Genomic DNA, 21,044 nt, shown 5'->3' with positions numbered 1-21,044 from the left:
TCAGCTTACGCTTGTACTGTTGGTAATGAATCTGTGTTTCTAATTTTTGTCATGTAACCTATACCCGGTTGCGTGTTGATCTCTTCAAGCACATAGTAAACGCGTTCGCTGCGTAATGCTTTTGAAACTTCCGATTCCGGATCATTGCTGTCACCGAAGATAATCGCACCTGCAGAACAAGCCTGCTGGCAAGCCATTTTGATATCGCCATCTTTCAATGGACGCTTCTGCATTTTGGCAGTTAATTTACCATCCTGGATACGTTGGATACACATCGAACATTTTTCCATTACACCTCTTGAACGTGTAGTTACATCAGGGTTAAGTACCAGCTGAGTAAATTCATTGTTCAGGTAGTTATCGAAACGTGAATCATTCCAGTAGTTAAACCAGTTGAAACGACGAACTTTATAAGGACAGTTGTTCGCGCAGTAACGCGTACCTACACAACGGTTATAAGCCATATGGTTCAGACCGTCTGAAGAGTGTGTAGTTGCAAGTACAGGACAAACCGTTTCACAAGGAGCGTGATCACAGTGCTGACATAACATCGGCTGGTGAACAACCGTTACATGGTCAAGGTTGTTCATGTGTGCAATTTCTTTCTCCTCAGAAACGCTCTTATCACCTTCCTGGAAACTATAATAACGATCAATACGTAACCAGTGCATCTCTCTGCGTCTACGTACCTCGTCACGACCAACAACAGGAATGTTGTTTTCTACGTTACAGGCAACCACACATGAACCACAACCAGTACAAGCATTCAGGTCAATAGCCATTACCCAGTTGTTACCAGGAGTTTCCCATTTATCCCAAAGATCGTACGATTTATGACCGTGTTTAGCATTACCGGCAGAAGGATTTTTCACAAATTCAGTGAAAGTAGCTTCGCGGATGATATTTCTACCCTCGAAAGAGTGGTGTGTTTGTGTTTGTGCTAATTCATAAGTAGCGCCGGTTTTACTGATTGTAACCGTAGTTGCATACTGTAAAGTACCGTTGCTGAATGAAAGGAATGGGAATGCATTTTTACCTACATTGTCGCCAGCCTTACCAGCTTTGGTACGCCCGTAACCTAATGCGATAGAAACAGTACCCTGAGCCTGACCCGGCTGAACTAATACCGGTAAAGTAATTGTATAACCATTACTTCCTTTTACTTCAACTACATCAAATTCTTTCAGTTCCAGTTTCTCGGCGAACTTAGGCGCGATAGCTACATAGTTATCCCAGGTAACTTTTGAAACAGGATCAGGTAATTCCTGAAGGAATGCGTTGTTAGCGTAACGACCGTCACGCATACCTGTACTTTCATAAACATGAAGTTCAATATCTTTCGCCAGCGCTTTGCTGCTGTTAGCGATTGAAGTTGCGACTGCATCCAGAGAAAGATTGAAAGTATAAGCACCTGCAGGTTTAGCAGCAGCCGTGAAAGTACCGCTTTGCAATAACTCATTCCAGGATTTACCCAGAACAGGTAGTATATTTTTCTCCCAGTTACCACGAACATACTGGTAATAATCAGTAACAGGAGCTTTAGACCAGATTAGTAAACTCTGCTCAGCCTGACGTGCATTGAAAACAGGATTGATGGTTGGCTGAACGATAGAATAATTTCCTTCGTAGCTATTGGCATCACCCCATGATTCAAGGTAGTTCAGATTAATTGCGATAGCGTCACAAAGCTCAGCAGTTTCATCTCTGCGGTCGGAGAAAGAAACCTTTAAAGGTACCTTACTTAAACCATCAGTAAATGCTTTTGCGTTAAGTGCGTCATAAGCAGGATTAGTACCCAGGAAGAACACAGCAGCAACTTCGCCTCTGCTCATCTCATTCAGTAACTCTGCGAATTCAGCATCATTTCCAGCATAACGTTTCGAAGGATTGTCAAGATCTATTGTCGTACCATAACTACCGATAATGGAGTTAATTGCGTTTACAAGGATCTGCGTAGACACATCATTAGAACCGCAAACCACTAGGGCTTTTCCTTTTTGCTGTAATAATTCTTTTGCAACTAATTTTAATGCTTTATCAGCAGTTGCATTATTAGGTAATGCAGCGCCAGCAAGCACTGCTTTTTCAGCCAATGCATTATATAAAGCAAGTAAAGCCGGACCCTGTTCTGATAATTTCAGCGGGATACGGGTATCGGCGTTGGTACCAGTCATGCTCATTCCTGTTTCGAACTGGAAGTGACGTGACATTTTACCTTTAGCCAGGGATTTATTATTTCTGTTGGAAACATATTGAGCAGTGTGTTCTTCACCACTGATCCATGTACCCAGGAAGTCAGCTCCGAAACTTACGATCAGGTCTGCCTTGTCAAAATTATATTTAGGAATTACTGCTTTACCAAAGCTATTTTCATTTGCTTTAATAATACCTGTGTAGGAAACCGCGTCATATTGAACATGTTTGGTTGCCGGGTATGCCGCAGTAAAATCTGCAACAACAGCTTTAGTAGAAGGACTGTTTACTGAAGAAGAAACAATTCTGATTTTCTTTCCTGAAGCATTAGCCTTAGCTAATTCAGCGGCAACAAAAGCATCGAGTTTTTCCCAGGTAGTTTCTTCATTTTTTAATACCGGTGCTTTCAGTTTTGAAACATCATACAGGTCTAGAACGGATGCCTGAGCCTGAGCGTCAGTACCCTGATTAAAGACACCTGCACCAGGATTCGGTTCAATCTTGATCGGACGACCTTCTCTGGTTTTAACCAGAACAGGCTGACCATTGAAACTTGATACATAATAATTCGGGATACCCGGAATTACTTCTTCAGGTTTAATCAGGTAAGGTACAGCTTTGTGTACGGGAGCTGGCTGACAAGCCGCTAACGTAACTGCACCAAGACCAAAGCCTAAGGCTTTTAAAAAGTCACGGCGAGGAGTTACTGTACTTAATCCTGCTTCATTTAAAACATCTTCTATTGGAAGCGGCTCTGCGAATTCGTTTTTATTGCTTTCCACAAATTCAGAGGTCTTGTTAAATTCCTCTAAGCCTTTCCAGTATTTTTTATTGCTTTCCATTTAAGCTATATTACTGTTTATCGAACGTTCTTTACTAAACTCTATTAATAGTGACATTTACCGCATTCCATTCCACCTAATAATGCAGGTGTAACTTTTTCACCCTTTTTGATCTTCTCGTGAGCTTCGATCACTTTGGTGTAGTATGCGTTGTCTTTAACTTCCAGCTGGGTATCTTTGTGACAGTTGATACACCATTTCATAGTCAGTGGAGAATACTGGTAGATTTCTTCCATTGTATTTACCGGACCATGGCATGCAAAACATACAGGCTCGTTAGGTTTTAATCCTTTTTCTTTACGGATAGCTTCTTCAGCAACTACAACGTGTTGTGAGTGATTGAAGTAAGCGAAATCAGGAAGATTATGTACACGAATCCATTCAACTGGTTTTTCTTTAGACTTGTCATAAGACATGTTGTCTGCATCATAACCCAGGGCATTGTAGATTTTCTGAATCTCAGGAGAGATGTTACCATCATGGTTATCTCTACCCTGAACCTGTTTGTGACAGTTCATACAAACATTCAGCGAAGGGATAGTTGCATTTTTAGACTCAAATGCACCAGCATGGCAATATTGACAGTCAATCTGATTTACACCTGCGTGCAATTCGTGAGAGAATTTAATCGGTTGTGTTGGTTGGTATCCAGTATGAACACCTGTGTTCCACATACCCATCCATCCGAAAGAACCTAAACTGATTACCAGACACAGGATAAAGAAGAATACGAATTTCTTGTTTTTAAATAACTGACCGATACCGGCAGCCATAGAAACATTCTCTTCCTCGATAATTTCAACGCCTTGTTTTTTCAGGATCAGTCTTTCCAGCATTTTAATCGCTCTTCCTAAAATAATAAGGATTGCGATAGAGATCAGGATAACAGCAACGATACCTGCGATAGAGAAACTCGAAACCTCATCAGAAGCACCAGCGCCTGCTGCAACTTCACCTTCTTTTTTCGGCTCACCTGCTTTGACGTAAGCAAGGATACTTTTAATCTGATCCGGTGTTAAGGTCGGGAATGCAGTCATATCTGCGTTCGGGTTCCATTTAGAAGCTTCAACAGCCTCTTTGTCACCTGAAGCGATAAAAGCAGGAGCGTTGTTGATCCATTTGATCAAGAATTCTTCACTTTTAGTCGGGATCAGCGGCTGTAATGCCGGACCAATCAAATCACGGTCAAGGGCGTGGCATGAAGTACATTTTTCCTTGAAGATTTTTCTACCTTCTACTGCGTCTTGTGCTTTTGTACCAGAAACGATTAAAACAGATAGAGCCGTAAACATAAATGCCGACTTCCAAACTCTTCTAATGATCAATGAGATATTCCTCATAATGAGTATTTTATGCTATTTTTTAAAAAACTGTAATAAACGCTATTGATGTTTAAACTCTTGTTCGCCACCAAAACGTCCACAAAAGTAAAATTTATTAAGTTACCAATGACAAAGAAATGACAGTAAATACAATTTATAATCATTCTAAATATTTGCATTTTATGGCTTTAAACGAAGAAAACAGCCGAATTTCTTCGTCCGGCTGTTTTCTCCTTTAGCCAATTTTTTTTCCAGGATTTTGGAAATTAATTACATTTTTAATATCCAGGCAAAAATCAATGGAGCGACGATAGTTGCGTCCGATTCCACAATAAATTTCGGTGTGTTAATATCCAGTTTTCCCCAGGTGATTTTTTCGTTTGGAACAGCACCTGAATAAGACCCGTAAGAGGTCGTAGAATCAGAGATCTGGCAGAAGTAGCTCCAGAATGGAATATTTTCCATTTCCATATCCTGATATAACATTGGCACCACACAAATCGGGAAGTCACCTGCAATACCACCACCGATCTGGAAGAACCCGATACCTTTACCAGCACTGTTCTGAATATACCAGTCAGCCAGGTAGCCCATATACTCGATACCGCTTTTCATGGTGCTTGCTTTCAGCTCACCTTTCATCACATAAGACGCGAAGATATTACCCATGGTTGAGTCTTCCCATCCCGGTACAACGATCGGCAGATTTTTTTCTGCAGCCGCAAGCATCCAGGAGTTCTTAGGATCGATCTCATAATATTGTTCCAAATCGCCGCTCAGCAACATCTTGTACATATATTCATGTGGGAAGAAACGCTCACCTGCTTCTTCTGCATCTTTCCATATCTTGTGGATATGTTTTTGCAACCTTCTAAAAGCTTCTTCTTCAGGAATACAAGTATCCGTAACACGGTTATAGTGATTTTCCAAAAGATCCCATTCATCCTGCGGACTCAGGTCACGGTAATTCGGAACACGTTTATAGTGTGAATGCGCAACAAGGTTCATGATATCCTCCTCCAGGTTGGCACCGGTACAGGAGATGATAGAAACTTTATCCTGACGGATCATTTCAGCAAGGGAAATTCCCAGTTCAGCTGTACTCATCGCACCGGCAAGAGTAATCATCATTTTACCGCCTTCATCCAAATGCGTTTCATAGCCTTTAGCCGCATCCATCATAGCAGCTGCGTTGAAATGGAGATAATTAGTCTCCATAAATTTAGAAATTGGTCCTCTTGTTACACTCATGTTAAATAAATTATATTGTTGCTTAGTTTTGTTTATGCAAATCCTTCCAGACAGAAGAACCGCAAACGTTCATTTATGTTTGTATCTAAAAATCAGGCCATTAGATTATATAAATTATAAAAACATACAATAAAGGGCTCTGAGCCGCAAAAATAGGGAATTTATATGAATTAAGTATGTCCCGGACAGGAACCTGGAATAGTAGCCGCCCCCTTTAACTGCCAATACTGCCTTTTATTTTTTTTAACAAAAAATAAGTTGTCAGAACCTGCATTAAAAGCAGTTTCAACAGAATTTTCTCTTTTATTTAGAATCTTTATAAATAATATGCTAAGTTTGAAAATACGCTTAAAAGAAGAGCTTATGTGCAAAACTATAGTCCTCAGTACCCAGGAAGATTCAGCGGTATCCCATTGCCCGTCCTGCCACGTTATTTATGTATGGCATAAAAATCTAATGTTAAATTTTAGTGAACAGGACTTTATGAGTTTTAAATCTATGCTGGATGAATACCGGTATTGCGAATCAGGAATGCCATTTCCCGATCAGCGCGAGAGAATATTACTTCACACACCACATGAGGACATCAGTTTTGCCTTCACACAAGAAGAACTCCTTCAACTGCTTAAGTTGCTTGATGAAGCATTGTTCATGAAAGAAGTCTATACGCTGATGAGAACTGAGCCCGGATTCCGTTAAAATGTTTATTTTCGCCGGATATACAATTAATATCCCTGATGAAACGAACCCTGCTTTGCGGACTTTTACTAAGCATTACCTTTTCAGCATCTGCACAGATGAAACTAATCCGGAAAATGCTTTCCGAAAAAGTAGACAGTACAAGGAGAGCAAGTTTCATGCCTTTGCCCTTACTTAGGTATTCGCAAGAAGTCGGCCTTGAATTCGGCCTGGCAGGTTTATACTCAACCTATCTGGATAAAAAGGATTCCACCAACCGGAGTTCGAACTTTTCTACGGTCCTCTCCTATTCGACCGAGAAACAATATAATGTAACCCTTAAAGGAGATGTCTGGACAAAGGCGAATGCATGGCACCTGATCGGAGAGATGCGTTTTAGAAGTACGCCATTTGATTTTTACGGAACCGGCAACCAAACACTGGAGGCCAGCAAAGACCGTCTGGTTCAGGATCAGGTGAAAATAATGTTTGACATCGAAAAGAATATTCTGCCTTTTGCTTATACAGGTGCTTCACTGGGGTATGAACATTATAGCTTTAAAGATAAAGAAGCAGGTGGTATCTATGAGTTGCAGCAGGGAAGACCAGGAGGCTCAGCAATATTTGTAGGTCTCTCTCAAACCTATGATACCAGAAACTCCAATAATTACCCTACCCATGGATTCTTTGGCCGGGTATCTTATCAGTATGCACCGAAGTTTTTCAGCGGCGAAGAATTCAGTGGCAGCCAGATCAAATTAGTTCTGCGTAACTTCTGGTCCCTTTCACCAAAATTTGTATTGGGTGTTAATGGCATATACCATACCGTACAAAGCAGTAATACTCCATTTTATATGCTGCCACAACTCGGCAATGACGAAATGATGCGTGGATATTATTCGGGAAGGTACCGGGATGAAAATCTACTGGCTGCGCAAACCGAACTTCGTTACAGATTCAGTAACCGCTTTGGACTGGTTGCATTTGGCGGCGGGGGCAGGGTATTTGCCAACGGTGACTTCTCCTTTAAACAGTTTAAACCATCTGTGGGAGCAGGGATCCGGTATTTCTATGACCCGGCAAAAGGACTGAGTGTCAGAGCTGACTATGCAGTGGGCGAGAAAAGACCTAATGAGGCCAGACAATCTGGTTTCTACCTGAGTCTGGCCGAAGCCTTTTAGTACTTGATTTTAAAATGTTCCTTGGCTTGCCCCTTTTTAAAATAGACTAGTCCTATCCAGAATAAATCTACTGTTACCGTCACATCAGGATGATTTTTAATTTCGGTCCAGGCTCTCTTCATGCCTTCGCTCCAATAGATATCATCAAAGATCAACAGTGTATTTTCATGCACTTTCGGCAGACATAGTTTAAAATAATTCAGGGTAGCATCCTCGCGGTGGTTTCCGTCGATATATACAAAATCGAGGTGATCCTGTTTTTCGATAAACTCAGGCAGCAACTGATCAAAATTTCCAACCTGCAATTCTATCCGCTCCAACCCAAGTTCCCTGAAATTCTGTGCAGCCCTTGCAGCAGTTTGCGGGCAGCCTTCCATGGTTACCACTTCAGCCTCCGGGCGGGATTTCGCCAGGTAGGCAGTTGTAATTCCCAGACAGGTTCCCAGTTCAGCAATCCGATTCGCTTCACTGTATCTGGCTAGCCGGAAAATAAGCTGTGCCAGACCGGGAGACTTTAATGCATTTTTAGCAATTTCCTTCACTCGTTTTTGCCTGTTCTTATTCAGGTGCGAGCCAGCCCCGAGATCAGTTACGGTGATCAGCGCATCGTCATGCAAAAGTTTTTTTCGCTGTTCCTCAATCACACCATATTCGGCTTTAGGAGAAAAATCGTAAATTACCTCATCCACTAGTTTATAAACAAACGGAGAATGAGTCCCATGCCTGCTTTTGGCGGTTAAACGATGCTTCAGATAATCGCTGATAAATTGTAGTACCATATAGCAGCAAAAATAAGTAAACGTCAAATGAAAGTGGCATCGAATGGAAAATAGTAAAGAAATAGACGCTTTAATAAGGCTACTGGAAGACCCGGATCAGGAAGTATATGGTGAAGTAGAGAAAAGACTCCTCGAACATGGCAACGCTGTGGTTAAGTTTCTGGAGACAGAATGGGAAAAATCACTGGATACCCTGATTCAGGAAAGAATAGAAAATATAGTCCATCAGATTCAGTTTAACAATGTCAAAGAGGATCTTTCACTGTGGTACCAGAGTGGTGCATTTGACCTTCTAAAAGGTGCATTGGTTATTAACCGGTATCAATATCCCGATCTTGACGAACAGCGGGTCATTAACCAGCTTGAAGAAATCAGGCGCGAGGTATGGCTTGGCCTTCAGCATGAAATGAGTTCTGTAGAGAAAATAAAACTGATTAATCATATCTTCTATAAGATCAACGGATTCAGCGGTAATACTAAAAACCATCACGACCCGCAGAACTCCTATATCAACCAGGTATTGGATACCCGGAAAGGAAATCAAATCTCATTAGCCATTATTTACTGCACTATAGCACAGAAGCTGGATATCCCTGTTTACGGTGTCAATCTGCCGCAGCATTTTATCCTGGGGTATATAGATGAAACCAAAAGAGATGAGCAGGAGTTCGGTGTTCTATTTTATATTAATGCCTTTAACAAAGGCGCAATTTTCGGCAAGCATGATGTAGACCAGTTTCTGCGCCAGCTTAATTTGCAGCCAATGCCAGGTTTTTATGCTCCGTGCAGCAACGTTGAGATCATCCGCCGTATTATCCGCAACCTGATCTCCGCCTATGAAAATCTGGGCTCCGCAGAGAAGGTAGCCGAGTTAAAAGAACTGCAGGACATCCTTTCCGAAAGTTTTATTTAGTCTTTCAGAAAATTATTCTCTACCAACCAGTTTTCCAGACTTACAAACCAATCCTCAGAGGTTGTACGGTTGTGCAGACCAAATCCATGTCCGCCGGCCTGATAAAGATGTGTTTCTACAGGAACGCCATTTTTCTGAAGGGCCTGGTTAAACAGGATACTGTTCTCAACCGGAACTGTTGTGTCATCATTTGCGTGTACCAGGAAAGTACGGGGCGTTTGTGGTGTTACATGCAGTTCATTAGAAAAATAATTCCGTTTTTCCGCAGAAGCATCTTTACCGATGAGGTTGTTAACCGATCCGGTATGTGTAGATGCGCCGAAACTGATAACCGGATAAATAAGTATAGAAAAGTCAGGACGAAGATTTAGCTTCTCTGTATTCTGAATTTGCTGATCATTATAATGAACAGTCAGTGAACCGGCCAGATGCCCTCCGGCAGAAAAGCCCATAATTCCAATTTTGGCTGGATCCACACCCCAGGCAGCTGCATTTTTTCGCAAGACATAAATTGCCTGCTGTGCATCCTGAAGCGGCGCAAGGGATTTATTCTCCATAATTGCATCGTCTGGCAATCGGTATTTCAGCACGACGGCTGTTATGCCTTTTTCCGCGAAGCGTCTGGCGACCTCATCTCCTTCGTGGGAAATGGCCAGATGTGCGTATCCGCCGCCAGGGCAGATAATCACAGCTGTACCATTAGCTTTATCTTTTGCTGGCCGGAATATACGGAGCTCAGGAAAGAACACCTTACTCAAACCGGTTATTTTGCCATCCTGTATGGCAGGTATTTCCTTATAACCAGCAGGTGTAGCCTTTGCTCCGGGGATTACTCCCGGATACAGCGCCATTACCTCCTGCGCCCGTGTCAGTTGTGTACCCATCAGACTTAAACATATATAAATCAGCCAGCTTCTCTTTTTCATTCTTTCTATATTAAAATTCCATCAGGTAGGCTTTCAGAAAATCATTTAATTCTCCATCCAGCACACCCTGTGCATTTGAGGTCTCATAATTCGTTCTGAGGTCTTTAACCAGTTTGTAAGGATGAAGCACATAGTTTCTAATCTGCGAACCCCATTCTATTTTCATTTTAGAGCCTTCTACAGCTGCAGAAGCTTCCATCCTTTTTCGCATTTCTGCTTCATAGAGTTGAGACTTCAACAAACGAAGTGCATTTTCCTTATTCTGCAACTGGGAACGTGATTCCTGGTTTTTAATTACGATGCCCGAAGGCTTGTGGTATAACCGGACAGCAGTTTCCACCTTATTCACATTCTGTCCACCTGCACCACCGGAGCGGAAGGTTTCGAACTCAATATCTGCATCCTTAATCTCAATCTCAATGGTATCATCTACAAGCGGATACACGTAAACCGAAGCGAACGATGTATGTCGGCGTGCGTTGGAGTCGAATGGCGATATCCGGACCAGACGGTGTACCCCGTTTTCCCCTTTAAGATAACCGTAAGAAAAGTCTCCTGCGAACTGCATTGTGACAGATTTGACACCTGTAACCTCACCTGCCTGATAATCTTGTTCAGTTACCTTGTAACCGTTCTTTTCTCCCCACATGATATACATCCGCATGAGCATAGCTGCCCAGTCACAGCTTTCTGTACCACCTGCACCGGCTGTGATCTGCATCACAGCGTTCAGCTGATCTTCTTTACTGCTGAGCATATTTTTAAGCTCAAGATCTTCTACCATCGAGCGGCAGTGCTCATACTGTTCTTCCATTTCCTCCAAAGTGGCATCACCAGCCTGGAAGAAATCAAATAACACCTGTGTATCTTCAAATTCGGCATTAACACGTTGCCAGGCATCTGTCCATACCTTTTTTGCGTTCATTTCTGCCAAATGCTTTTCAGCCTTTTTAGGATCATCCCAAAAATCTGTCTGTAAGGTAAGCTCCTGTTCTATATAAATAGCTTCGAGTCGTGTTTCGACGTCAAAGATGCCTCCTCAGGGACGCTATTCTGTCCCTTAAATCCTGTATTTGTTCTTTAGTCATAACACAAATATAACATATAAAACAGAAAAAGGGTACCTGAACAAGCCAGACACCCCCCTGTATAACCACATAAAAACGCTTAACTAAATAAACCTTTCAGCTTGTCGACAATACCACCTCCCTGGCTATCAGCAGAGCCTGGCTCTGCATTACCGTCTTTAAAAAGGTCTGTCAGATCTGACAACTGGAATTTGCCATCCGGACCAGATATTTTCGTAATAATATCCTGTATATTGAAAGAAGTATCATTAGGATCATTTGTCTTGTTTACAAACTGACCTACAATTCCGGGTATCAGAGAAGCTGCAATTCCTTTAGCAGATTCCAGATTAATTCCCATACCGGACAATTTATCTATAAAACTAGAGGAAGCTTCCTGTACAACATTGCTGTTTTGCACATCCCCACCCTTAAAAGCAGCAACCAGATTAGCCAGGTTACCGGAAGATACCTGCGACTGCAAAGCTTCCATAATTGATCCGGAAGCCGCAGAAACGGCTGCTTCGTTCTGCTCGTCTGGCACAGCGCTATTGTTCAAAATAGCTTCCTGCGCATTTTCTTTCACCAACTGATTTAAATTCTCTAACATAACCGTTTTTTAAGAGTGATTGTTATTTTTGTCTATAGAATACAAGTTACGAAATAAAATCAACTGGAAAATCACCAATCCAACTGATAATGAATACATAACGTTTCAAATCCAACAGGTGGACTTCCTGTTATTCTAAACATTAACCCGGTACTACTTGTTTGCATGATATCGGAAAGAGAAATTACATTTTAAAAGAAAACATTCTTATGCTACCAACCATTAATTTCACGGAAACAAACGCCTACAAATACCTCGCAGACCATTTCATTGCGATCAATGAGAAAAACATCAAACAACTGTTCGAAGAAGATGCGGAGCGTTTTGAAAAATTCTCGACAATCTTTAACGACATCCTGCTCGATTATTCCAAAAACAGGGTAGATGACACCACTATCGCATTACTGCTTCAGCTGGCCAGAGAATGTAAACTGGACGAAGCTATTAAAGCTATGTTCGCGGGTGAAGCGATTAATCAGACGGAAGACCGGGCTGTACTGCACACAGCTTTACGTAACTTCAGCGGTAAACCTGTGTTGGTAGACGGAAAGAACGTAATGGATGACGTACATGCTGTTCTGGACAAAATGGAAACTTTTAGTAACCAGATTATCTCCGGCAATTGGAAAGGGTATACTGGCAAAGCGATTACCGATGTCGTTAATATTGGTATCGGCGGATCGGATCTGGGTCCGGTTATGGTTACAGAGGCACTTAAAGCTTATAAGAACCACCTGACCATGCACTTTGTATCCAATATTGACGGTACACATATAGCAGAGACACTTAAAACTGTAAATCCGGAAACAACTTTGTTCCTGGTTGCGTCAAAAACGTTTACTACACAGGAAACTATGACTAATGCTCTGACAGCAAAATCTTGGTTTCTTGACAAAGGTGCAAAAGAGGCAGACGTAGCTAAGCACTTTGCGGCATTGTCCACCAATGCAAAAGATGTTGCCGAATTCGGAATTGATACAGAGAATATGTTTGGTTTCTGGGACTGGGTTGGCGGCAGATATTCACTGTGGAGTGCCATAGGTATGCCAATTGCCTTAAGTATCGGTTTTGACAACTTTAAAGCGTTGCTTAAGGGTGCACATGCGGCCGATGAGCATTTTGAAAACACACCGTTCGAAAACAATATTCCGGTTATTCTGGGTCTGCTCGGCGTTTGGTACATCAATTTCTTCGATGCAGAAACACAGGCAATTTTACCATACGATCAGTATATGCACCGTTTCGCTGCCTATTTTCAGCAAGGTGATATGGAAAGTAACGGAAAACATGTAGACAGAAATGGTAAAGAAGTTACTTATGAAACTGGTCCGGTTATCTGGGGCGAACCAGGAACAAATGGTCAGCATGCCTTTTACCAATTGATTCATCAGGGCACAAGATTAATTCCTTGTGATTTTATCGCACCTGCACAGAGTTTAAACCCGATTGGTGAGCACCACCCTATTCTGTTGTCTAATTTCTTTGCACAGACAGAAGCTTTAATGAACGGAAAAACTAAAGAACAAGTCATTGAAGAATTGAAAAAAGACGGCAAATCTGCAGAAGAAATCGAGAAGCTTGCACCTTTCAAAACTTTTGACGGTAACCGCCCGACAAACTCCATTCTGTTGAAGAAAGTGACACCGGAAAGCCTGGGTACACTCATCGCTTTATACGAACACAAGATTTTCGTTCAGGGAATTATCTGGAACATCTTTAGTTTTGATCAATGGGGTGTTGAATTAGGTAAACAACTGGCCAAAAGCATATTGCCTGAACTGAAAGACGATGAGCCAGTTCATACACACGATGCTTCTACTAACGGTCTGATCAACCAATATAAAAACTGGAGAAACAGCTAAATAACAGCGTGTTCATCTGCCGGTTAAACTATTAATCCGAATAATTGTCCAATAGGTACACAAAACATGAAACAGATGAACACGCTTAAAAAACTCCTTGTGCTGGCATTGCTGCTTCCCGCAGCTCAGTTACAGGCCCAGAACAACAAACAAACCGTTGCCAGTGCCATTGCCGCACAGGACTATGTGTTTTCAGCAAGGAGCGCGCAGCCGCTTAATGCTTCTGATATTAACAGGGTCATGAGTCGCATGCCGGGCTATACCGGCGGTGGAACTATAAATCTCGCCGGATCATCCTACGATCTGATTGTTAAGAAAGACAGCGTTGTGGCTTATCTTCCTTATTATGGCAGATCTTATACCGCCAAAATCGGGGGTAACCCGGATGACAGCGGTATTAAGTTCAAATCCAAATCATTTGGTTATACTGTTAAAGACCGTAAAAAAGGCGGCTGGCAGATTGAAATCAAACCGAAAGATGTCAAAGACAACTATGTCATCAATATGACTGTTGGCACCACTGGCAATGCCACATTGGTCGTTACCAGCAATAACCAGCAGAGCATAACCTTTGACGGCACAGTAACAGCCGCAGCAAAACCTAAAGACACAAAAGATTCAAAAGAATAAACCGGTTATTTTGTGACCGGTATCAGCGATATTTCAAATAATTTATCGAATTTCTTACCGGTCACAAATAAACGTTTTCCAACCGCGTCCCAAGCAATCCCGTTCAGGACATCTGTATTCGCAAATTTATCCTTCGCAGGTAAGATACCCGTAAGATTAGCGTAAGCCTCTATAGCGCCAGTATTCGGGTCTATAATCGCAATATTATCCGACTGGTAAATGTTGGCGTATATCTTGCCGTCAATGTATTCCAGCTCATTTAACTGATCTACAGGGCCGTTGTTATCATACACATCCACATAACTCTCTTCCTTGTAAGTATCCTTGTTCAGGAACCAGATTCTATTTGTTCCGTCAGACTTTATAATCCGCTTTCCATCAAAAGTAAGACCCCATCCTTCACGACTGTTCTGATAGGTAAAAGTTCCATTCTGTTTCAGGGTTTTAGCATCGTAGGTAAAACCTACATTTTCGCGCCAGGTTAACAGGATAATTTTATCGCCGATTAAAGTTGAACCTTCTGCAAAGTATTTCGGGTCAAGATCAACCCGCTGTAAAGCTTTGCCTGTTTTTAAATCTACCCAGCGCAGAGAAGAACTTCCGTACTCTCCCGTACTTTCCAGAAGACGGCCCCCATGATATTCAAGACCCTGGGTATAAGAACTTGTATCATGTGGAAATACGTTAATAACTTTATAATTGAACAGCTTAGGTTGTATTGAAGATTTCAAGACAATATTTGTTGTTATCGTATCCTTCGTGTTTCCATTTTCCAGAATAGCAGTAATCTGCTTGTAACCAAGGCTCAGTCCTTTGGTGGCAAAGGTATACGCACCCGTACCGTCCTGTGTGCCCAGCGGCTTTCCGTCCAGCAGGTAACTGATTTTCTTTACTTCTTCATTCGCAGGAATTTCCAGTTCAACTTTCACTTCCTGGCCCAGACCAAAACTCTGGCCCTGTTCCGGTAATTTAAAACCTGCATAAGATGACTTGCCGTCATTGGATTTGCAGGAACTCAGCGCTACAGCGCCGCAAATGATACTGATTAAAACTAATTTCATATTCTTCAGGGTATCAGCCAGGCCAAAATGCATCTTCGATATGGTTAATGTGATAAAGGTCTTTATTTTCAAAAACAATTGCAACTATGTCAAAGCGAATCTCGCCCTGATGCTGCCTTCTGGCAATATAAACGGAAGAAGCCATTTCCAATTGCCTTTCTTTCTTCCAATCTACAAAATCTTCCGGCTCGCCATGCAATACCGAGCGCCTGGTTTTTACTTCAACAAAAATAAGCTTGTTTTCAAACCAGGCAATTAAATCTACTTCAGCACGGCCGTATACCCAGTTTCTTTCCAGAATCAGATAACCGGAAGCCTCCAGGTAGTCCGAGGCAAGCCTTTCTCCTGTCCTGCCCAGTTCCAGGTGCAGGCTCATTATTTAATAACTACAGATCCCAGAAAACGGGAGATTTCCCGTTCCACATTCTTAATAAAGGCGTAACGCTGCATTAGAATTTCCTGATTAACAGGGTCGTCTTCTGTTTTAATTTCCTGGAGCAATCCAAGCAGAATCCGGTCTACCTTACGTTTTTTCAGGTGGAATAATCCACCTAATATGGTTGCTTTGAGATTTACAGTTTCATCCCGCACGTAGATCTGATGCTTATTGTACCAGTTCTCACTCAGCGTATAAGGAGATGTAGACAGTGTAATAGCAAGATCGGCAATTGTACGGTCCTCGCTTTTAATAAATTGATTGGCTACAGGTAAATGTCCGTTTTCTATCTCTTGCTTATAACTTTCGATGATCTTCTTACAAATCTCGTCTTCAAATGTAACATCGGCCAGATTCTGAATAATAAATGAGCCGATATACATATCGTCGATATTATCCCAGCTAACTAATTCATGCCCGAAAGCAAGTAGCAGCCTGATAATTTCATGCTCCTGCAGCAGGTCGTCATCTGCACGCTCCTGCTCATCCGGCAGATCCGGTTTAGCGTTATCGTCGAACAGATTCTCAGGCGGACCATCCTGTTCCGGAGAAGCGGAAGGGAACTGCCTTCTAGACGGCTGTGCAGCAGCGTTCTTCTTAAATTTAGCCGAACGCATTTTATTCAGCTCGGTTAGCAGCATGCGTTCCTCAACCTGCAGCAGATGACTGCATTCGCGGATAAACACAGACACCTTAATATCATCCGGTATTTTCGCGATACTCTCTACAATATCACGAATGATACCTGCCCTTTTAATCGGATCTTTTCCTGCCTCTTTCAGCAGAATATCCGCTTTATAAAGGATAAAGTCTTTACGGTTATTCTCGATATAGTTTTTAAAGGCTCCCGCACCCACCCGGTGCATATAGGAATCCGGATCATGCCCATCCGGAAAATTAACAACCTTCACATTCAGGCCCTCTTCCAGGATCATATCCAGACCGCGCAGGGAAGCTTTGATACCCGCAGCATCACCGTCATACAAGATGGTTACATTTTGCGTAAACCTGCCAATCAGACGGATCTGTTCCACAGTCAGTGACGTACCGGAAGATGCAACCACATTTTCCACGCCTGCCTGATGGACAGAAAGCACATCTGCATAACCCTCTACCAGATAGCAATTATCTGCATCCCGGATGGCCTTTTTGGCTTGAAACAAACCATAAAGCACATTAGATTTATGGTAAATATCACTCTCCGGAGAGTTTACATATTTCGGGACGTTTTTATCTGTTTTCAGCGTCCTGCCGCCAAACCCGATAACCCTGCCCGTGAAGTTATGGATCGGGAACATTACCCTTCCACGAAAACGATCATAGATTCTTCCGTTATCATTGTGTACGGTCAATCCCGTTTTAGAAAGATACTCCTCCTGATGCCCGGCAGCTTTAGCGCTAAGCAGTAAAGCATCCCACTGGTCAGGAGAATAACCCAATTCAAATTTTCGGATAATATCTTCCCTGAAACCCCTTTCTTTGAAATAACTCAGCCCGATCGCCCGCCCTTGTTCTCCGGTCCATAGTTCGTTAGCGAAGAATGCAGCCGCATACTGGGAGATCACATACAGACTTTCCCTGGCATTATTGGCCGCAATATGTTCCGGTCTTTGCTGTTCCTCCTCTACCTCAATATTGTATTTCTGAGCCAGAAACTTAAGCGCTTCCGGATAAGAGTATTTCTCATGGTCCATAATAAAATGGACCGAATCTCCACCCTTACCACAACCAAAACACTTGTAGATACCTTTGGTTACAGAAACGTGAAAAGAAGGTGTTTTTTCATTATGAAAAGGACAGTTCCCAATTAAACTGGTTCCCCTTTTCTTCAGAGAGACAAAATCACCGACAACCTCCTCTATACGGGCGGTGTCCATGATTTTGTTAATAGTATCCTGATTAATCATTCAGGTTATCGGATTAAAGGTAAAATTGTATCAGCAACCATTTGGTTTCCTTTTGCGTTAAGGTGAACGCCGTCAGTGGTCAGAATACCTTTCTCCAGATCCTGCGGATTATTTGCAGCATCGTAAGCTGTGAATACTTTCCTCAGATCTGCAAGGGGTAATTGGTGCTCAGCTGCCAGTTTTCGGATCTCACCTGCATACTTGTCCAGCTCAGCATCCATTTCATTGGTTCCCGGTTTTTTTTCACCGATTACTGCCGGCGTACAGAGGACAACTCTAGAACCACCGCCTTGAATTTTTTTAATCAGCGCCTGGTAAAACCGGACAAACTTATCCTGATCTGTTCCTGTACGGGAACTCCATTTATGCCACACGTCATTTACGCCAACGTAGATTACGACAACGTCTGGCTTTTTTGCCAGCACATCATCTTCCAGGCGAAGAAAAAGGTCATAAACTTTGTTCCCGCCAATACCTGCACCGATCACAGTATTGCCGGCTGGTTCCAGTCCCTTTTTCAAAAGATCAACATATCCGCCGGGCTCTACACCCATTTGGGTAATAGAATCACCAAACAGGATTATTTTCTTCCCTTTAGGCTTTAAGGCCATAGTAGAAATGACCACAACACCTATTAGCAGCGCAGCAGCAGATCTGATCAATAATTGCTTAGACATAATTTATTTTTTTGGTTCAAACCAAAGATAATTAAAACGACTGTTTATCTGGTAATCAGGATCATCGTTTGAAATCAGGCTGATAATCCTTCTGCAGAATCAGGAAGCTTGCCCGCTCTTCTTTTTTGAAAGGAACATTCCAGTTTCCCTGATAAGTGATTTTAGAGGGTAGTTTATCTTCGCCGAAATAACTCATTTCAATATTCATCTGCACATCAAAATCGAATAGCATATTACTATATTTCATATCCACATGACGCCCGAGGATTTCAAAATTCCGTTTATCAAATACGGTAATCAGCTCCTTGATCATTAGCCCATCCTTAGTCCATTTACTCAGTCCTGGTTTAACCTTCACTATAAAACGGTACACCGGTATCGAATCCAGATAGGTGGCACTCTGAAAAGTGTAGTCATAGTATTGCCGCATATTAGCCGTGAAAATCTCTGTCTTACTGCCTATAAAAGGAATTCCCTTCACAGGTTTTCCTGGATTAAAGATTAGTGTCTTCAGCTTAGCCTTATAACCAGAAAGTGTCCCGCCTTTACTGCCCCCTGTCGGTGCATCGGGTACGAAATCACTCTGGTAAGCATTCATAAAGATATAATCAAACATCTCCAGCGTATACAACTGATATTTGCCGTTCTTTTTAAAAACCTTGCCTGTATCCTGCTTCACCAGATATTCCATTTTCACAGGCCCCGTGTTCCGGTGCCTGATCTTACGGTAGATACGGCCGTTTACTTTATTCTTTTTATCGTAAGTATAGATCCGGTTCTCCGCAATGAAGCTGTATTTCTTCATACGCCTGAAAGCCTCATAAAAACTGGTATCACTAATCACAGCCCTTATAAAGGTCTCCGCGCTTAGCTTTTCACTCACGATGTTCACATTGGATTCCAGGGAGATGGTTTTCAGCGTATCCGGATTAAAACGGTCTATTTCCTGCGCTGAGAGCTTTCCAAAGTACAGGAAGCAGATACACGAAGTCAAAAAAAATAATTTCAAAATTAGTTCCCCAATTGTTTAAGTGCCATATATGCCATCAGACCGCTGGAGATCTTCAGCGCATCTTCATCAATATCAAAATTAGGATGGTGAACTGAGTAACTCGTTCCCTTCGCAGCATTACCTGTGCCTAAGCGGTAAAAGCAGGCATCAGTAACCTGTGAATAATAGGCGAAATCTTCTGCTGCCATCCAAATATCCAGATCAAGTACATTTTCCTTACCGAGATAATCCTCAGCGAAGGCTCTGGCGTTCGCTGTAAGCTTCTCTTCATTCACCAGGAAAGGATAACCATTCATGATCGTAAATTCGCAGCTCCCACCCATACTTTCTGCAATGCCTTCGGCCATCTTTTTCATTAGTATTTTTGCTTCTGCTCTCCATTGCTCATTCAGTGTGCGAAAAGTACCTTCCAGTTTTACCTCGTTCGGGATAATATTGGTAGCACCATTGGCAATAACCTTTCCGAACGAAAGTACCGTCGGTAAACGCGGATCTGCATTTCTGCTTACGATCTGCTGTAAGGCAACAATAATATGTGAAGTAATCAATACCGGATCTATGTTCTGCTGCGGCTGTGCACCATGGCCTCCCTTACCAGTAACCGTTACATACAGCTCATCAGTTGAGGCCATATAGATTCCAGAACGGAAACCAACTTTACCAGCATCGATCATAGGCATTACATGCTGCCCGATAATATGATGCGGGGCCGGGTTTTGCAATACCCCCTCTTTGATCATTATACTCGCGCCGCCCGGAAGCCTTTCCTCACCCGGTTGAAAAATCAATTTAACAGTCCCACCAAAATCAGCTTTCAGCTGTTGCAGGATATGAGCCACGCCCAGTAACGAAGAAGTATGCACATCATGTCCGCAGGCATGCATAACCCCTGTGTTTTTAGACGTATAAGGCTTATCATTGGCTTCAGTTATCGGCAGGGCATCTATATCTGCACGCAGTGCGATAACTTGTTCAGAGGGCAACTCGCCGGTAATTAAACCTACCACCCCTGTATCTGCCATTACAGTAAAAGGAATACCCAGTTCCTGTAACCGTGCCTGGATAAATTTTGAAGTTTCATATTCTTGAAAAGATAATTCCGGATTGGCATGCAGGTGGCGCCTGTTGGCTACTACATCGTCGTATATTTGTGCTGCTAATGTCTGTACTTGGTCTTTATTGATCATTGGATTAATCTAAACTAGGTGCATTGATTTTTTCTCTGAAGATGAATAAAGTCGGGAATATCCCTCTTAATTCGTTCATCAACCTCTGGGCTTCCAGACGCGTCCGGAAATCACCAACTCTTAAGTAATAATTAGGTTCTTTATAGGTGATATAGGTATTTAATTTCGGATGGAGTGCTTTAAACCTGTTTTGCTCCGCAAATGTCTGCCGCCGATCCGCTCCGTAAAAAACCTGTACCCGGTACCCCATTTGACTAACAATAGGGCCGGCTTTCCGTACACCACCCGCTGTTACCGGTGCTGTGGTAGACCCAGCTGCCGGTTTCTTGCTCAACTGAATTCTACGCTCAATCATGGAATCAATCAATGGGTCCTTAATGACCTTAACTTCTCCTCTTTGCTGTGCAAAGGAGAAAAGGGAAAAAATACAGAGGATTAATGTCAGGAATAATTTCATAAGCTGGCCTAAAAAAAAGAATGCCGAATTTTTTTTCAAAAATCGGCATTCTA

Annotated in this window: 19 protein-coding genes; 5 read left to right on the top strand and 14 right to left on the bottom strand. The window is 42.4% G+C overall.

What is annotated here, in order from left to right; all coding sequences use genetic code 11:
- Positions 1–5: 5 nt before the first annotated feature.
- The 3 genes from BM192_RS07285 to BM192_RS07275 form a co-directional block, all read right to left on the bottom strand.
- The gene (locus BM192_RS07285; protein ID WP_037440871.1) at positions 6–3,035 is read right to left on the bottom strand and encodes a TAT-variant-translocated molybdopterin oxidoreductase; all 3,030 of its coding nucleotides are present in this window, start codon (positions 3,033–3,035) and stop codon (positions 6–8) included.
- A 44-nt stretch (positions 3,036–3,079) separates the two neighbouring features.
- Positions 3,080–4,375 carry a c-type cytochrome gene (locus BM192_RS07280; protein ID WP_037440873.1) on the bottom strand — a complete coding sequence of 432 codons (1,296 nt, stop codon included), beginning with the start codon at positions 4,373–4,375 and terminating at the stop codon, positions 3,080–3,082.
- 252 nt (positions 4,376–4,627) lie between these two features.
- Positions 4,628–5,608, bottom strand: coding sequence for a deoxyhypusine synthase family protein (locus BM192_RS07275; protein ID WP_037440875.1), 981 nt, complete (start codon positions 5,606–5,608; stop codon positions 4,628–4,630).
- A gap of 363 nt (positions 5,609–5,971) precedes the next feature.
- Here BM192_RS07275 and BM192_RS07265 point away from each other — a divergent pair, with 363 nt between their 5' ends.
- Both BM192_RS07265 and BM192_RS07260 read left to right on the top strand, forming a co-directional pair.
- Positions 5,972–6,307, top strand: a complete 336-nt coding sequence (locus BM192_RS07265; RefSeq protein WP_234797525.1) for a DUF6686 family protein — start codon at positions 5,972–5,974, stop codon at positions 6,305–6,307.
- 38 nt (positions 6,308–6,345) lie between these two features.
- Entirely contained in the window at positions 6,346–7,467 is a 1,122-nt protein-coding gene (locus tag BM192_RS07260) for a BamA/TamA family outer membrane protein (protein ID WP_037440878.1), read from the top strand.
- Here BM192_RS07260 and BM192_RS07255 read toward each other — a convergent pair.
- On the bottom strand, positions 7,464–8,246 hold the full coding sequence (locus tag BM192_RS07255; protein ID WP_037440880.1) for an O-methyltransferase: 783 nt from the start codon (positions 8,244–8,246) through the stop codon (positions 7,464–7,466). The two genes, BM192_RS07260 and BM192_RS07255, sit on opposite strands and share 4 nt — an antisense overlap.
- 43 nt (positions 8,247–8,289) lie before the next feature.
- On the opposite strand from BM192_RS07255, the gene BM192_RS07250 reads away from it, so the two are divergent.
- A complete protein-coding gene (locus tag BM192_RS07250) occupies positions 8,290–9,159 on the top strand; it encodes a transglutaminase-like domain-containing protein (RefSeq protein WP_037440883.1) in 870 nt (289 codons plus the stop codon).
- On the opposite strand, the gene BM192_RS07245 is transcribed toward BM192_RS07250, so the two are convergent.
- From BM192_RS07245 to BM192_RS07235, 3 genes are all read right to left on the bottom strand, one after another.
- Positions 9,156–10,085: an alpha/beta hydrolase gene (locus BM192_RS07245; RefSeq protein WP_037440886.1), complete on the bottom strand. Its 930-nt coding sequence runs from the start codon at positions 10,083–10,085 to the stop codon at positions 9,156–9,158. The genes BM192_RS07250 and BM192_RS07245 overlap by 4 nt on opposite strands.
- A gap of 10 nt (positions 10,086–10,095) precedes the next feature.
- A protein-coding gene (gene prfB / locus BM192_RS07240; protein ID WP_139218413.1) for a peptide chain release factor 2 occupies positions 10,096–11,173 on the bottom strand; the annotation gives its coding sequence in 2 pieces (ribosomal slippage) (positions 10,096–11,112 and positions 11,114–11,173; 1,077 coding nt in all).
- A 79-nt stretch (positions 11,174–11,252) separates the two neighbouring features.
- Positions 11,253–11,762: a hypothetical protein gene (locus BM192_RS07235; RefSeq protein ID WP_037440888.1), complete on the bottom strand. Its 510-nt coding sequence runs from the start codon at positions 11,760–11,762 to the stop codon at positions 11,253–11,255.
- Positions 11,763–11,971: 209 nt separating this feature from the next.
- Here BM192_RS07235 and pgi point away from each other — a divergent pair, with 209 nt between their 5' ends.
- Together pgi and BM192_RS07225 are read left to right on the top strand one after the other, a co-directional pair.
- A complete protein-coding gene (gene pgi, locus BM192_RS07230; protein ID WP_037440890.1) occupies positions 11,972–13,624 on the top strand; it encodes a glucose-6-phosphate isomerase in 1,653 nt (550 codons plus the stop codon).
- A gap of 66 nt (positions 13,625–13,690) precedes the next feature.
- Positions 13,691–14,254: a DUF4251 domain-containing protein gene (locus BM192_RS07225; RefSeq protein WP_234797524.1), complete on the top strand. Its 564-nt coding sequence runs from the start codon at positions 13,691–13,693 to the stop codon at positions 14,252–14,254.
- 5 nt (positions 14,255–14,259) lie between these two features.
- Here BM192_RS07225 and BM192_RS07220 read toward each other — a convergent pair whose 3' ends face one another.
- From BM192_RS07220 to BM192_RS07190, 7 genes are all read right to left on the bottom strand, one after another.
- Complete coding sequence (locus BM192_RS07220) at positions 14,260–15,315, bottom strand: glutaminyl-peptide cyclotransferase (RefSeq protein ID WP_037440910.1); 1,056 nt, start codon at positions 15,313–15,315, stop codon at positions 14,260–14,262.
- Between the two features lie 13 nt (positions 15,316–15,328).
- On the bottom strand, positions 15,329–15,691 hold the full coding sequence (locus BM192_RS07215) for a YraN family protein (RefSeq protein ID WP_037440892.1): 363 nt from the start codon (positions 15,689–15,691) through the stop codon (positions 15,329–15,331).
- Entirely contained in the window at positions 15,691–17,658 is a 1,968-nt protein-coding gene (gene dnaG / locus BM192_RS07210) for a DNA primase (RefSeq protein ID WP_037440895.1), read from the bottom strand. The genes BM192_RS07215 and dnaG overlap by 1 nt, the downstream gene beginning before the upstream one ends.
- Before the next feature lie 5 nt (positions 17,659–17,663).
- On the bottom strand, positions 17,664–18,335 hold the full coding sequence (locus BM192_RS07205) for an SGNH/GDSL hydrolase family protein (RefSeq protein WP_037440897.1): 672 nt from the start codon (positions 18,333–18,335) through the stop codon (positions 17,664–17,666).
- 61 nt (positions 18,336–18,396) lie between these two features.
- Positions 18,397–19,344 carry a hypothetical protein gene (locus BM192_RS07200; protein ID WP_234797523.1) on the bottom strand — a complete coding sequence of 316 codons (948 nt, stop codon included), beginning with the start codon at positions 19,342–19,344 and terminating at the stop codon, positions 18,397–18,399.
- Positions 19,345–19,346: 2 nt separating this feature from the next.
- Positions 19,347–20,534 carry a M20 metallopeptidase family protein gene (locus tag BM192_RS07195; RefSeq protein ID WP_037440900.1) on the bottom strand — a complete coding sequence of 396 codons (1,188 nt, stop codon included), beginning with the start codon at positions 20,532–20,534 and terminating at the stop codon, positions 19,347–19,349.
- A 4-nt stretch (positions 20,535–20,538) separates the two neighbouring features.
- Positions 20,539–20,991, bottom strand: coding sequence for an SPOR domain-containing protein (locus BM192_RS07190; protein ID WP_037440914.1), 453 nt, complete (start codon positions 20,989–20,991; stop codon positions 20,539–20,541).
- Positions 20,992–21,044: the final 53 nt, after the last annotated feature.

Origin of the sequence: Pedobacter antarcticus (assembly GCF_900112985.1) — a bacterium.
GTDB classification, from domain to species: Bacteria; Bacteroidota; Bacteroidia; order Sphingobacteriales; family Sphingobacteriaceae; genus Pedobacter; species Pedobacter antarcticus.
The sequence above is the reverse complement of the archived record's forward strand: the minus strand, read 5'-3'. Positions and strand labels throughout refer to the sequence as shown.